Source organism: Micromonospora fluostatini, from assembly GCF_050410825.1.
Classification (GTDB): Bacteria; Actinomycetota; Actinomycetes; order Mycobacteriales; family Micromonosporaceae; genus Micromonospora; species Micromonospora rosaria.
This window is the reverse complement of sequence record NZ_CP191251.1, coordinates 3,421,601-3,434,976: the sequence shown is the minus strand read 5'-3', so window position 1 is coordinate 3,434,976 and position 13,376 is coordinate 3,421,601. Positions and strand designations below refer to the sequence as shown.

The following is a 13,376-nucleotide window of genomic DNA, read 5'->3' as shown; positions in this document are numbered from 1 at the left end:
CGTCGACCAGCGCCGATCCGACCGCACCGAGCACTGTGGACGCCGTACCCGATCATGGGCGCATGACGATGGGGAGCGACCCGGGCGGCCGGGCCGACGGACGGCGGCCGGACGCGACGTGGACGAAACGGTGGCTGGTCGCCACGGCGGTCGGCGTCATGGTGGTGTGGGCGGCGCTGCGGACCGGCTGGGAACCGCCCGACCTGGCGGCGCGGCTGTGGGTCGACTCGGTGCCGTACGCGCTGGTCCTGGCCGCCGTGGTCGGCGTGCTGGCCACCGGGTGGGACCTGCGGCGTCGACCGGCCGCCCTCGCCGTCGCCGGCCCGACGGGGACGGCCGCCTTCCGGGCCGGCCCGCACCGGTCCTTCGGCTGGCTCGGCACCATGCAGGTGATGTTCTTCGCCATCGTGGTCACCGGGGCGGTCGACCAGTGGACCGAGGCCGGCGCGGAGAGGCCGCTCCGGTACCTGGTGCAGCTTCCTCTGGTCCCGTTCACGGTGCTGCTCGCCGCCGTGTTCGTGGCGCAGGTCGTCACCGTCGTCCGGGGCCGGGTCGGCGTCGACCTGACCCCGGCCGGCGTCGAGGTACGTGAGCCCCTCGGCGTCCGGACGATCCCCTGGGCCGCCCTCGCCCCCGGCGCTCCCGGGGCCTGGTCCGGCGGCCAGATGCTGTACCTCGACGTGCGGTACCCGGACCTGGTCACCGGGTGGGGACTGCGGTGGGGTTCGCGGCGCTCGCCCGGCATCGGGCTCGGTCACCTGAACGTGCATCCGGAGTTCCTCGCCGCCGCGCTGCGCCACTACGTCGACCACCCCGAGGAGCGGGCGGGGATCGGCACCCCGGTCGGCTACGACCGGCTCCGCCGGGCTCTCGGTGAGGATTCGTGTGAGGAAGGGCCCCCTCCAATCCGTATGCGTTAACAGGGGGCCCTTCCTTACCGCCGGAGGCGGGGGAAGATCTCTCGCTGGTACAGGTCGAACAGTCCCTGGGTGTGCGGGCCGGTGTTGGCCACGTACACCTCGTCGAAGCCGGCCTCGGCGTACTGCTCGATCCGCGCCAGGTGCGCGTCGGCGCTGTTGCCGCAGACGAAGGACTCCCGCATCATCTCCGGCCGGACCAGGTGCGCGGCCTGCTCGAAGTGCCGGGGTGAGGGGAGCACCTGGGACAGTTCCCCCGGGACCCCGGCGTTGGGCCAGCGCTCGTACGCGATCCGGACGCCCTCGTCCTCGCTGTCGGCGTACGCGGCCTTGAAGCCGCCCTGGCAGGGCTTGTCGCCGCCCCCGCCGTCGCGGAACCGGCGGACCAGGTCGCCGTCGGGCATGGTGCTGACGTACCCGTCGCCGATGCGGGCGGCCAGGTCGACGGCCTTCGGGCCGAACCCGGAGACGTAGACCGGTGGGGGCGTCTGCGGCAGCGTGTAGATCCGGGCCTGCTCGACGGTGTAGTGCCGGCCCCGGTGGGTGACGAACCCGCCCCGCCAGAGAGCGCGCAGCACCTCGATCGACTCCTCCAGCATCTCCAGCCGGACCCCCGCACCGGGCCACGCGCCGCCGAGGATGTGCTCGTTGAGCGCCTCGCCGGAGCCGACGCCGAGCACGAAGCGCCCGGAGTGCAGGACCGCGCTGGTCGCCGCCGCCTGCGCGATCACCGCCGGGTGGATGCGGATGGTCGGGCAGGTCACCGCCGTGGTCACCGGCAGGGCGCAGACCTGGCTGAGCGCGCCGATCATCGACCAGACGAACGGGCTCTGCCCCTGCGCGTCCACCCACGGGTGGTAGTGGTCGGAGATCCACAGTGCCTGGAACCCCGCCCGCTCGGCGTCGCGGGCCTGCGCCAGCAGTTCCGCCGGGGTGAACTCCTCGCTGGACAGAAAGTAGCCGATCCTCATCGTTCCCCCTCGCCGGGTCCGGGTCGCCCCGGTGCGCCGGGGCCCACCGACGCCGGTACCCCGGCGGCGACATCGCACACCCACACCCGCTCCCCTGCTCCCCCCGCCCGGCCCCCCACCGCCCCCACTGCCCCCACCGCCGCCCCCACTGCCCCCACCGCCGCCCCGTGATCATGGAGTTGGCGGCTCTTCCTGCCGACGTGTCGCAGCGCCAACCCCATGATCAACGCAGCGGGGGCGAGGGGGCGGCGCGGGCGGGGCGGTCGGGGTGGGTCAGCGGCGACCGAACATCGCCCGGATCGCGGCGAACAGGAGCAGGCCGCCGACCACCAGGCCGAGCAGGCGTACGCCCGGGATGTCGGCGGCGCTGGTGGCGTCGGCGAGGGTCGTGGCGTCCATCGTCGAACTGTGTCACGCCGCCGCGTCGGCCGCCACCGGCTAACAGTAAAGTTTCTTGACTATTTGTGGACGCGGTGTGACCATGGCAGGGCCCCGCAGGTGGTCGACCCGCGGGCACGGCAGGAGACGGGGGTACGCGCACCGCATGAGCGAGTGGATCGTCCAGTCCGGCGCGGTACCGGCCCGCGCCGGCCACGGAGAGGTGTCGGCATGAGTGCTCCGGCGAACGGCCTCGGCGCCCTGGCGGCGGCCGTCCTGCAACCCGGCTTCGTCGGCACCACCCCGCCGCCCTGGGTCTGCCGGTGGCTCGGCGAGGGACTCGGCGCGGTGGTGCTCTTCGCCCGCAACGTGGTCGACCCGGACCAGGTCGCGGCGCTCACCGCCACCCTGCGCGCGGAGCGCCCGGAAGTGCTCGTCGCGATCGACGAGGAGGCCGGCGACGTCACCCGGTTCGAGTCCGCCCGGGGCAGTTCCCGGCCGGGCAACCTGGCGCTCGGCGTGGTGGACGACCCGGCGCTGACCGAGGAGGTGGCCCACGACCTCGGCATTGAGCTCGCCGCCGCCGGCATCACCCTGAACTTCGCCCCCGACGCGGACGTCAACTCCAACCCCGACAACCCGGTGATCGGGGTACGCGCCTTCGGCGCCGACGCCGACCTGGCCGCCCGGCACACCGCCGCCTGGGTACGCGGGTTGCAGGCCGGCGGGGTGGCCGCCTGTGCGAAGCACTTCCCCGGCCACGGCGACACCCGGGTCGACTCGCACCACGACCTGCCCGCCATCCTCGCCGACCGGGACCGGCTCGACGCCGTCGAACTGGCCCCGTTCCGGGCGGCGGTGGCCGCCGGGGTCCAGGCGGTGATGACCGGGCACCTGCTGGTGCCGGCCCTCGACCGGGACCTGCCGGCCACGCTCAGCCCCCGGATCCTCGGCACCCTGCTCCGCGACGAACTGGGCTTCCAGGGCGTGGTGGTCACCGACGCGATCGAGATGCGGGCGGTCGCCGGCCGGTACGGCCTGGCCGGGGCGGCGGTCCGGGCGCTGGCCGCCGGGGCCGACGCGATCTGCGTCGGCGGGGAGCACGCCGACGAGGCGACCGCCCGGCACCTGCGCGACGCCATCGTCGCCGCCGTCGCCGCCGGGGAGCTGCCCGAGGAACGGCTCGCCGAGGCCGCCAAGCGGGTCGGTCAGCTCGCCGCCTGGAGCACCGCCGCGCGGTCGGCCCGCCCCGGGCCGACCGACCGGCCCGGCGGCGAGAACCCGGTGGGGCTGGTCGCCGCCCGCCGGGCGATCCGGCTGACCGTCGACCGCTCCGACGCCCCGCCGCTGCCGCTGTCCGGCCCGGCGCACGTGGTGGAGTTCGAGCCGCCGCGCAACATCGCGATCGGGCCGGAGACGCCGTGGGGGCTCGCCGCGCCCCTGGCCGACCTGGTGCCCGGGACCACCGGCGTGCGGTTCGCCGAGGCCGACGTGCCCGCCGACCCGGCCGCCGGGTCGGCCGGCCGGCCGCTGGTCCTCGTCGTCCGTGACCTGCACCGGCACGGGTGGATGCGGGCGGCGGTCGAGCGTGCCCTGGCCGCGCGGCCCGACGCGGTCGTGGTCGAACTGGGCGTACCGGCGCTGGTCGTCGGCCGGCTGCACCTGGCCACCCACGGGGCCACCCGGGTCGCCAGCCGCGCGGCCGTCGAACTGCTCACCGGCGCCGGCTGAGCCCCGCGCCGCGCGGGCCCGGCGGGGCTCACCCCGGCCACCCCGTCCCCGGCCCCACCTGATCCGGTGATCATGACGGGGCGCAGGTCACGGGGTGGTGGTGAGCGGGCGGTACTCGGGGTGACGGTCGACGAAGGCGGTCATGAAGGGGCAGTGGACGACGATCCGGCCGCCCCGGTCCCGGATCTGGTCGAGGGTGGCGCGGATCAACGCGGAGCCGACGCCCTGGTCCTGGAACCGTGGGTCGACCTCGGTGTGGGTGAACACCAGCACCTCGCCGCGCGGCTCGTACGTGGTGAACCCCGCCAGCGCGTCGTCGACCAGGATCTCGAAGCGGCGGCGGGCCGGTTCGTCGGTGACCAGGTAACCCACCTGGCCATTGTGGCCCGGTCGTGGGGCTGACGGGCCCGGTTCGGCGGGGAACCACCCGACCGCCCCGACCGGAAGATGATCACGAAGGCTGTCCACGCTCGCGGGCGTCTCGTACCCTGGGCGGCGTGACGAAGCGACCCGGTACCTTCCCCCGCACCCCCACCCGCCGGGCCGCCGGCCTGCTGGCCGGCCTGGCACTCGGCGTCGCCCTGCTCACCGGATGCAGCTCGGAGGGCGCCTCCACCGACTGTGGGCTGGACCAGTGCACGGTCACCTTCGACCGGGGCGTCGAGGCGAACGCCACCATCCTCGGCATCGAGACCCGGCTGGTCGGCGCCGAGGGCGACCAGGTGACCGTGGAGATCGCCGGGGAGCGGCTGTCGCTCACCGTCGGCCAGCAGGCGACCGAGGTCGCCGGCTTCGCCGTCACCCTGGACAGCGTCACCGAGGAGCAGGTCAAGATCCGCGTGTCGCGCAACCCGGAGGGCTGACGCCCCTCCGCTGTCACCGCCCGCTCCATCACCGCCCGCCCCGCCGGTGCCGCCCGTCGAGCGGTGCCGGCGGGGCGGGACCGACGTTTGGGAATCTTCGCATCCGGAGATTGAGGCGCCATGTCCTTCACCCGGAACGCCGAAGCCACCGCCTCCCGTACCGCGAACAGCCGGTGGCTCGAACTCCTCGCCCGGGCCGGATTCATCGGCTACGGGGTCGTACACCTGCTGTTCGCCTGGCTGGCCCTCCAGATCGCCTTCGGCAGCTCGCCGGACGACGGTGACCAGTCGGGTGCCCTGCGCACCCTCGCCGCCCAGCCCATGGGCAAGTTCATCGTCATCGCCATCGGGGTCGGCATGGTCGCCATGGCCCTGTGGCAGGCCACCCAGGCCGCCGTCGGCCACGTCAGCGAGCAGGGCAACCGCCGTACCGTCGAGCGGGTGCTCTCGGGCGCCCGGACCCTGGTCTACGGCTGGTTCGCCTTCACCGCCTACCGGGTCGTCTCCAGCGCCTCCTCCAACAGCGCCGACCAGCAGGAGGACATCACCTCCCGGCTGATGGAGTCCACCGGTGGTCGCTGGCTGGTCGGGTTCGTCGGCCTGGTGGTCGCCGGCATCGGCATCGGCCAGGCGATCTACGGCATCAAGAAGAAGTTCGAGAAGAACCTCAAGACCGGTGAGATGAGCGCCAAGACGCGCGAGCTCGCCCGGAAGCTCGGCATGGCCGGGTACGCCGCCCGTGGCTCCGCCTTCGCCGTCGCCGGTGCGCTGGTCGTGGTGGCCGCCGTCAACTACGACCCCGAGAAGGCCCGGGGCCTGGACGCCGCCCTGCGTACCCTGCGGGACCAGCCCTTCGGCACCATCCTGCTCGGCCTCGTCGCCCTGGGCATCGCCGCCTTCGGCGTCTACTGCTTCCTCCAGTCCCGGTACCGCAAGGTCTGATCCGCGCTGGTCTGATCTGATCTGGTCGATTCCGGGGGCACCGGGCACCATTGGGCCCTTGTGCTGACATGGCCGCCCGGATCGGAGGGAGAGGAACAGGTGCAGAACTACCTCACGACGGTCGTCGTCGCGCTCGGCGCGGCGACGGCCGCGTTGGTGCTGGTCGAGGTGGTACACCGGCTGATGCGGCGGTTCGGCCGCCGGTCCCGGCTGCTGATCGAGCTGACCGAGCACGCGCACCGGTCGTTCCAGGTGGCCGCGGTCGTGCTCGCCGTGCAGTTCGCCGTCCGGTTCAGCACCGGGTACGCGGTGGGCACCGGGTGGCGGCAGGTGGTGCTGCACCTGCTGGTGCTCTGCGTGATCGCCAGCACCGCCTGGCTGGTCGCCTCCCTGCTGGTGGTGGTCGAGGACACCGCGCTGGCCCGGTTCCGGGTGGACGTGCCGAACAACCGGCACGCCCGGCGGGTACGGACCCAGGTGGTGATGCTGCGCCGGCTCACCATCGCGGTGATCGTGATCCTCACCGTCGGCGTGATGCTGATGACCTTCCCCGCCGTACGGGGGGTCGGCGCCGGTGTGCTGACCTCCGCCGGTGTCGCCGGTGTGGTCGCCGCCCTGGCCGCGCAGAGCCTGCTCGGCAACGTCTTCGCCGGTCTCCAGCTCGCCTTCAGCGACGCGGTCCGCCTCGACGACGTGGTCGTCGTGGAGGGGGAGTGGGGCCGGATCGAGGAGCTGACCCTCAGCTACGTGGTGGTGCAGATCTGGGACGACCGCCGGCTGGTCCTGCCCACCTCCTACTTCACCAGCACCCCCTTCCAGAACTGGACCCGGACCGAGGCGGCGGTGCTCGGCACCGCCATGTTCGACGTCGACTGGTCGGTGCCGGTGCAGGCGATGCGGGAGGAACTGCGCCGGGTGGTGGAGAGCAGCGACCTGTGGGACGGGCGGGTCTGCGTCCTGCAGGTGGTCGACGCCACCGGGGGCGCCATCCAGATCCGGGCCCTGGTCAGCGCGGCGGACTCCGGCAGCCTCTGGGACCTGCGCTGCCTGGTCCGCGAGCACCTGGTCGCCTGGGTCCGCGACCACCGTCCCACCGCCCTGCCCCGGATGCGCACCGAGGTGGGCGACGAGTCCGGCGCGCTGCCCTGGCAGAGCGTCGCGCCCCGCCGGCGCCCGGCCGCCCGCCCCACCGGGGGCAACCCGCCGGACGACGCCCGGCTCTTCGGCGGCAGCGACGACGGCGAGGCCCGCAGCGAGGCGTTCGTCGGCCCGGCCGAGGACGCCGAGCCCGCCGCCGCGCCGCTCGCCGCCGGCCCGCCGCCGCGCACCGGCGACGTCCCGAACGGCCGCGTCGAGACCCGCCCCTGATCTCCCCGGGTGGCGGCGGGTCGGGACCGCCCCTGATCCCCCGGGTGGCGGCGGGTTGGGACCCGCCCCTGGGACCCCTGGTACCGCCGGGTCGTGACCTTCCGGGCGTGCCGGCGTTGCACCTGCCGAGCGGTCTGCGCCCCGTACCGGGTTTGACCGGGCCGTGGGTGGGGACCTGCTGCCCTACCGACCGACGCACCGGCCGGTCTCGGTGGCTGCCGGTGGCCCGGACCGGTACGCAGGATTGACCGGTGGCTGCTCCGGGCATACAGCGCGGTGATGACGAAAGGAGGGCAGCATGGCAGACGTGGCGACTTCCCGCACGTCCCGGGCCGGGGGTGAGCCGTCCACCGCGGAACTGGTGCAGCGGGGGACCGAGCAGGTGTCCCGACTGATCCGGGACGAGTTGGCGCTGGCACGGGCGGAGCTGACGGAGAAGGGCAAGCATGCCGGCATCGGGGTGGGCCTCTTCGGCGGGGGCGGAGCGCTGGCCCTGTACGGGCTGGGCGCACTGATCGCCGCCGTGGTACTCCTGCTGGCGACCTGGATCGCCGCGTGGCTGGCCGCGCTGATCGTGGCGGTGGTGCTCTTCGCGGTGGCCGGCATCCTCGCGCTGGCCGGCAGGAAGCAGGTGAAGCAGGCCGTCCCGCCGGTGCCGGCGGCGGCGGTGCGCAGCGTCCAGGCGGACGTGGACACGATCACCGCGGCGGTGAAGGACAGGGGTCGGCCATGACGGGCAACGGCACCGGGAACACCGAGGCGCTGCGCGCGGAGATCCGACGGACCCGGATGGAACTCGGCGAGACGGTGGAGGCGCTGGCGGCCAAGGCCGACGTCAAGGCCCGCCTGAAGGAGTCCGCCGACCAGGCGAAGGAGCGGATGCGCGAGCAGGCCGCGCAGACCGTGGCCCGGGTACGCGGGCAGGCGGCGCACACCGCCGGGGTGGCGCGCGGCCGGGCGTACGAGACGGGCGCACAGGTCCGTCGCAACCCGCTGCCGTGGGCGGCGATGGCCGCCGGTACGGTGGCGGCCGTCGTCGTGCTGTTGATCGTCCGGGGGAGGCGTCGGTGAGCAAGGGCATCAACAAGGCGGTCTACCGGCCCGTCGGGGTGTTGCTGGGGTTCGCCGCGGGCGCGGTGGCCGGCGTCGTTTTCCGCCAGGTGTGGAAGCTGACCGCCGGTGACGGTGAGGCCCCGAGCGCCACCGACGAGGACCGTGGCTGGGGCGAGGTGCTGGCCGCCGCGGCGTTGCAGGGCGCGATCTTCTCGGTGGTCCGCGCGGCCGTGGACCGGGGCGGCGCGGTGGGTGTACGCCGACTGACCGGGCACTGGCCGGACTGACCCGGCATCGTCGAAGACCCCCTCCCTGACCTGCGGCGGAGGGGGTCTTTTCGGTGTGGTGGCGGGGTCGCTGCGGAGAATTGAGGCATCGGTCAGGTCACATGTCGGAGAATTTCATCGGGTAGGCTGTGCAGAGTTTTTGCGTACGTGGTTTGCTTTCCACGCTGTTGCGAGACAGCGTGGGTTGAGAGAAGTCTCCTTGCACAGGGGGCCGCCTCAGGCGCCGCTGCTCGAAAACGGCCAATCGGCCGCACGGCGTGCTCGGCCGCCAGTTTTAGAAGGAGATACACATGGCGCAGGGAACCGTGAAGTGGTTCAACGCAGACAAGGGCTTCGGCTTCATCACCGTCGACGGCGGGGGTGCTGACGTGTTCGTCCACTTCTCGGCGATCCAGACCAGCGGCTACCGCACGCTGGAGGAGAACCAGCGGGTGGAGTTCGAGATCGCCCAGGGCCAGAAGGGCCCGCAGGCTGAGCAGGTTCGCCCCATCTGAGCACCACTGGGCCGGCAGTCGCCGGCCGTCGGCGTGAGCCGGCCGGCTGGCTCACGTTGAAGCCCCGCGTCCCGAAGGGATGCGGGGCTTTCCGCGTCCTCGCCCCCGGCCGCCGTCCCCGCCCCGCCGGCGCGGTGGGTCCGCGCGGGTCGGGATCGGACCCGACCCGCGCGTCGACCTCGGGCCGTCCGGCGTCAGGCGCGGTGTCGCCGGGAGCGCAGTCCCCACCAGAGCGTCGCGAGCCCGGCCACGACGAGGACCGGGCCGATCACCGCCCAGATCCGCTGGTCGGTCATCAGGCTGCCGCTGACGTAGCCGAGGCCCTGCACCGTCCAGAGCGCGCCGACGACCACCGCCAGCAGGCCGAGCGTGAGCGCGAGCCAACCCTTCACCGTCTCCTCCTTCGCCCCGACGCCGTCCGCGTCACCTGCGCCAGCCTGCCCCGGCCCGGCACCGGCGACGGGCGCCACGCCGTTACCGGTCACCACCGGTGATGCACCTGCGGTCGGATCAGCTCGTCGTAGGTGTCGCGGACCGCCGCCAGTTCCGTGCCGGTGAGCGGCGGCAGGTCGGCGGTGGCGGCGTTGAGCCGTGCCTGGTCGGCGTCGCGCGCGCCGGGGATGACGACGGTGACGCCCGGCTGGTCGACGATCCAGCGCAGCGCGAACTGGGCCAGTGTCCGATCAGGACCGCGCAGCGGGGCCAGCCGGCGCACGGCGGCCAGCCCGAGGTCGTAGTCGACACCGGAGAACGTCTCCCCGACGTCGAACGCCTCGCCGTGCCGGTTGTAGGTGCGGTGGTCGTCGGCGGGGAAGGTGGTGTGCTCGTCGTACCGGCCGGAGAGCAGGCCACTGGCGAGCGGTACCCGGGCGATGATGCCCACCCCGGCCGCCGCGGCGGCCGGCAGGACGCGGTCGAGGGGCTTGAGCCGGACGGCGTTGAGGATGATCTGCACGCTGGCCACGCCGGGGCGGGCGATGGCGGTGAGCGCCTGCTCGCAGGTCTCGACGCTGACCCCGTACCCGGCGACGCGCTTCTCGGCGACCAGGGTGTCCAGCGCGTCGAAGACCGCGTCGTCGGCGAAGACCGGGGTGGGCGGGCAGTGCAACTGGACCAGGTCGAGGGTCTCCACGCCCAGGTTGGCCCGGGACCGGTCGGTCCAGGCGCGGAAGTTCTCCAGGGTGTACGCCTCGGGGGTCTGCGGCACCCGCCGCCCCATCTTGGTGGCCACCGTCAGGCCGGCGTCGCCGCGCTCCCGCAGGAATCGGCCGATCAGGCGCTCACTGCGCCCGTCGCCGTAGACGTCGGCGGTGTCGAGGAAGGTCACCCCGGCGTCGACGGCGGCGTGCAGCAGCGCCAGTGCCGTCGGGTCGCTCACCTCACCCCAGTCGGCGCCGAGTTGCCAGGCGCCGAGTCCGACGACCCCGACGGACCGGCCGAGTCGGTCAAAGCTCCGCTTCTCCATTCGTCCGAGCCTAGTGAGGCGGTGGCGGTCCGCGCATCACGAGCCCGGCCCCCGCCACGGCGCCGGCCGGTACCGGCCGGGGGTCGGGGCCTGGGAGACTGGCGGGGCGCACCTGCCACCCGCCCGGGCCGGGCGCCCGCCCCGAGCGGGAACCGGTACGCCCGGGGCAGATGTGCCCGTTCCGTGCCGTCGCGTCTGCTTCGTCGCCCGTGTCGGCGCCCGCGCAGAGGAGAACCCGTGACCGACCTGTCCACTTTCATCGCCGCGCTGCCCAAGGTGGAGCTGCACGTGCACCACGTCGGCTCCGCCTCGCCCCGGATCGTGGCCGAACTGGCCGCCCGGCACGAGGGACGCAGCCCGGTGCCGGCGGACCCGGACGCGCTCGCCGACTACTTCGCCTTCCGGGACTTCGCCCACTTCATCGAGGTCTACCTGAGCGTCGTCGACCTGGTCCGCGATCCGGAGGACGTCTGGATCCTCACCCACGAGGTGGCCCGGGAACTGGCCCGTCAGCAGGTCCGGTACGTGGAGCTGACCATCACGCCCTACTCCCACGTCCGCCGGGGCATCCCCGCCCCGGCGTTCTGCGAGGCGATCGAGGACGCCCGCAAGCGGGCCGAGGCCGACTTCGGCATCGCCATGCGCTGGTGCTTCGACATCCCCGGCGAGGCCGGGCTGCCGGCGGCCGAGGAGACCCTGCGCATCGCGCTGGAGCAGCGGCCGGACGGGTTGGTCAGCTTCGGCCTCGGCGGCCCGGAGATCGGCGTGCCCCGACCCCAGTTCAAGCCGTACTTCGACCAGGCGCGGGCGGCCGGGCTCCGGTCGGTGCCGCACGCCGGGGAGACCACCGGGCCGGAGACGATCTGGTCCGCGCTGCGCGACCTCGGCGCCGAACGGATCGGACACGGCATCTCCGCCGCCGCCGACCCGGAGCTGATGGCGTACCTGGCCGAGCGGGGGATCCCGCTGGAGGTCTGTCCCACCTCGAACGTCCGGACCCGGGCGGTGACCGGCCTGGACGTGCACCCGCTGCCCCGGCTGGTGGAGGCCGGCGTGCCGGTCACCATCAACTCCGACGACCCGCCGATGTTCGGCACCACCCTCAACGACGAGTACGCGGTGGCGGCCCGGCTGCTCGGCCTCGGTCCGGAGGGGGTGGCCCGGCTGGCCCGCGACGCGGTGTCGGCGGCCTTCCTCGCCCCGGCCGACCAGGTGCGGCTGCACGCCGAGATCGACGCCTACCTGGCGACCAGCCCGCGCTGAGCGGCGGGCGGGCGGACCGTCCGCCGGATGCGGCGAGCGGCGGGAGCAGGTGTGGGGGACCAGGCTCCCGCCGCACGCACGGCTGCACCGGCCGGTGGGTGTTGCAGGCAGTCAGCCGGTGGAACTGATGGGTTCGCCAGTGAGCATGGCACCGGGGCGGACGTCCGGTGGCGCGGTTAAGCCGAAGCTAAGAAAAACTTGCGTTCCGGCACAGTTGACGCCTCCGCTCAGTCGCCGCCGGTGCGCCGTCGCAGCCAGCGCCGGGGGCCGCTCTGCGGCTCCCGGACCTCCCGGGTCATCCGCCCGACCAGGCCGAAGCGGTTGACCGGGCGGGGGGTCGCCTCCGGGTCGGTCAGCAGCATCACCACGCTGGCCCCGCCCAACCGGGCCCGGTCGATGCTCACCGAGCCGTTGGCCTGCAACGCCACCCGCTTGGCGATGTCCAGCCCCAGGCCGGTGGAGCCCTGGTCGCTGGCGCCCCGGCGCAGCGCCCGGTCGGGGTCGGGGATGCCGGGGCCGGCGTCGTCGATGCGGACCGCCACGTACCCGTCCCGACGGGAGACGGCCACCTCGAACGCCGTCCCCTGCGGGGTGTACCGGAAGACGTTGCCGATCACCGCGTCCAGGGCGGCGGCCAGCTCGGCCCGCGCGACGGGCACCGGGATCCGGAGCTGGGCCCCGGTGACCCGGTGCGGGCGGTGCTGGTCACCGGCGAGGGCCGCCCAGAACACCATCCGGTCCCGGACAACCTCGCTGACGTCACAGGTGGCCGGCGCGGTCTCCTGGGTGACCACCTTGCGGGTGGTCTTGATCAGCTCGTCGACCTCGCCCTCCAGGGTGACGATCGCCTGCCGGATCCGCCGGATGCCCCGGCGGCGGTCCAACTCCGCCTGGCTGAACGCCCCGACGCTGGTGTCGTCGGACTCCAGCGCCTCGGCGTCCAGCCGCAGCACCGTCAACGGGGTACGCAGCCGGTGCGACAGGTCGGCGACCAGCTCCCGTTCGTCGGCGCGGGAGACCACCAGCCGGTCCGCCATCCGGTTGAACGCGTACCCGGCCTCGGCCAGCTCGCGGGGGCCGCCCGGGTCGAGGCGTACCCCCGGGTCGCCGTCGCCCACCGCGAGCGCCGCCCTGGTCAGCTCCCGGGCCGAGTCGACGGTCCGCGCCGCGATCCGGTCCACCAGGATCACCGCGGCGGCCACCAGCGCGGCGGCCACCGCCGCCAGCAGCCACCAGCGTCCGCCGACGTCCCCGGCCAGGTCGGCGTCGGGCACGAAGACCTCGACCACCGCGACCGTCCCGCCGAGCACCACCGGGTCGAGGCGGACCACCCCGCCGGGCACGTCGACGACCATCGGGCGCCGGTCGGCGCCGGCGGTGGCGAGGTCGGCCGGGTCGGCCCGGGACGTGGCCGGCCCGTCCCCGAGACCGTGCACGACGGGCCGGGTCTGCGGGTCGTCGCCGGTGGCCGCGACGGCGCGGTCGACGGCGGCCGGGTCGGTGCTGACCGTGAGCGCGCCGGTGACCAGCGCGCTGCGCCGGGCGGCGTCGGCGAGGGCCTGCTCCCGGGCCTGGTCCGCCAGGGCGAAGCCGAGTGGGACCAGGGCGGCCAGCGTGATGAGGGTGCACATGCCGGCGGTGAGC

At 74.2% G+C, this 13,376-nt stretch carries 15 protein-coding genes and 1 pseudogene; 10 read left to right on the top strand and 6 right to left on the bottom strand.

The features are described from left to right. Positions 1-62 precede the first annotated feature (62 nt). Positions 63-920, top strand: coding sequence for a hypothetical protein (locus ACQUFX_RS14980; protein WP_428966629.1), 858 nt, complete (start codon positions 63-65; stop codon positions 918-920). 14 nt (positions 921-934) lie between these two features. On the opposite strand, the gene ACQUFX_RS14975 is transcribed toward ACQUFX_RS14980, so the two are convergent. Together ACQUFX_RS14975 and ACQUFX_RS14970 are read right to left on the bottom strand one after the other, a co-directional pair. Then, a complete protein-coding gene (locus tag ACQUFX_RS14975) occupies positions 935-1,888 on the bottom strand; it encodes a TIGR03557 family F420-dependent LLM class oxidoreductase (RefSeq protein WP_428966628.1) in 954 nt (317 codons plus the stop codon). Between the two features lie 273 nt (positions 1,889-2,161). Continuing rightward, complete coding sequence (locus tag ACQUFX_RS14970) at positions 2,162-2,287, bottom strand: hypothetical protein (RefSeq protein ID WP_281179592.1); 126 nt, start codon at positions 2,285-2,287, stop codon at positions 2,162-2,164. 210 nt (positions 2,288-2,497) lie between these two features. Between ACQUFX_RS14970 and ACQUFX_RS14965 the strand changes: the two genes are divergently transcribed. After that, on the top strand, positions 2,498-3,997 hold the full coding sequence (locus ACQUFX_RS14965) for a glycoside hydrolase family 3 protein (protein ID WP_428966627.1): 1,500 nt from the start codon (positions 2,498-2,500) through the stop codon (positions 3,995-3,997). 87 nt (positions 3,998-4,084) lie between these two features. Here the strand turns inward: ACQUFX_RS14965 and ACQUFX_RS14960 are convergent, their stop codons facing one another. Further along, the gene (locus ACQUFX_RS14960; RefSeq protein WP_428966626.1) at positions 4,085-4,369 is read right to left on the bottom strand and encodes a GNAT family N-acetyltransferase; all 285 of its coding nucleotides are present in this window, start codon (positions 4,367-4,369) and stop codon (positions 4,085-4,087) included. Positions 4,370-4,494: 125 nt separating this feature from the next. Between ACQUFX_RS14960 and ACQUFX_RS14955 the strand changes: the two genes are divergently transcribed. The 7 genes and pseudogenes from ACQUFX_RS14955 to ACQUFX_RS14925 all read left to right on the top strand — a co-directional run bounded on the left by ACQUFX_RS14955 (position 4,495) and on the right by ACQUFX_RS14925 (position 9,004). Continuing rightward, a complete protein-coding gene (locus ACQUFX_RS14955; RefSeq protein WP_428966625.1) occupies positions 4,495-4,860 on the top strand; it encodes a hypothetical protein in 366 nt (121 codons plus the stop codon). Between the two features lie 120 nt (positions 4,861-4,980). Next, positions 4,981-5,802 (top strand): DUF1206 domain-containing protein, encoded by an 822-nt coding sequence (locus tag ACQUFX_RS14950; protein WP_428966624.1) that lies wholly within the window; start codon positions 4,981-4,983, stop codon positions 5,800-5,802. 99 nt (positions 5,803-5,901) lie between these two features. After that, a pseudogene (locus tag ACQUFX_RS14945) lies at positions 5,902-7,089 on the top strand (mechanosensitive ion channel family protein); the annotation flags it as partial. Between the two features lie 379 nt (positions 7,090-7,468). Then, positions 7,469-7,903, top strand: a complete 435-nt coding sequence (locus tag ACQUFX_RS14940; RefSeq protein ID WP_428966623.1) for a phage holin family protein — start codon at positions 7,469-7,471, stop codon at positions 7,901-7,903. Next, positions 7,900-8,241 carry a DUF3618 domain-containing protein gene (locus ACQUFX_RS14935; protein ID WP_067365033.1) on the top strand — a complete coding sequence of 114 codons (342 nt, stop codon included), beginning with the start codon at positions 7,900-7,902 and terminating at the stop codon, positions 8,239-8,241. Before ACQUFX_RS14940 ends, ACQUFX_RS14935 begins: the two co-directional genes overlap by 4 nt. Beyond that, positions 8,238-8,510 (top strand): DUF4235 domain-containing protein, encoded by a 273-nt coding sequence (locus ACQUFX_RS14930; RefSeq protein WP_428966622.1) that lies wholly within the window; start codon positions 8,238-8,240, stop codon positions 8,508-8,510. Before ACQUFX_RS14935 ends, ACQUFX_RS14930 begins: the two co-directional genes overlap by 4 nt. 290 nt (positions 8,511-8,800) lie before the next feature. Next, positions 8,801-9,004 carry a cold-shock protein gene (locus ACQUFX_RS14925; protein WP_007075740.1) on the top strand — a complete coding sequence of 68 codons (204 nt, stop codon included), beginning with the start codon at positions 8,801-8,803 and terminating at the stop codon, positions 9,002-9,004. Between the two features lie 194 nt (positions 9,005-9,198). Here ACQUFX_RS14925 and ACQUFX_RS14920 read toward each other — a convergent pair whose 3' ends face one another. Both ACQUFX_RS14920 and ACQUFX_RS14915 read right to left on the bottom strand, forming a co-directional pair. Then, positions 9,199-9,396: a hypothetical protein gene (locus ACQUFX_RS14920; RefSeq protein ID WP_428966621.1), complete on the bottom strand. Its 198-nt coding sequence runs from the start codon at positions 9,394-9,396 to the stop codon at positions 9,199-9,201. An 89-nt stretch (positions 9,397-9,485) separates the two neighbouring features. Next, entirely contained in the window at positions 9,486-10,469 is a 984-nt protein-coding gene (locus ACQUFX_RS14915) for an aldo/keto reductase (protein WP_428966620.1), read from the bottom strand. Positions 10,470-10,706: 237 nt separating this feature from the next. On the opposite strand from ACQUFX_RS14915, the gene ACQUFX_RS14910 reads away from it, so the two are divergent. Beyond that, positions 10,707-11,732, top strand: coding sequence for an adenosine deaminase (locus ACQUFX_RS14910; protein WP_428966619.1), 1,026 nt, complete (start codon positions 10,707-10,709; stop codon positions 11,730-11,732). Between the two features lie 227 nt (positions 11,733-11,959). Here the strand turns inward: ACQUFX_RS14910 and ACQUFX_RS14905 are convergent, their stop codons facing one another. Then, the gene (locus ACQUFX_RS14905) at positions 11,960-13,363 is read right to left on the bottom strand and encodes a HAMP domain-containing sensor histidine kinase (RefSeq protein ID WP_428966618.1); all 1,404 of its coding nucleotides are present in this window, start codon (positions 13,361-13,363) and stop codon (positions 11,960-11,962) included. Positions 13,364-13,376 lie beyond the last annotated feature (13 nt).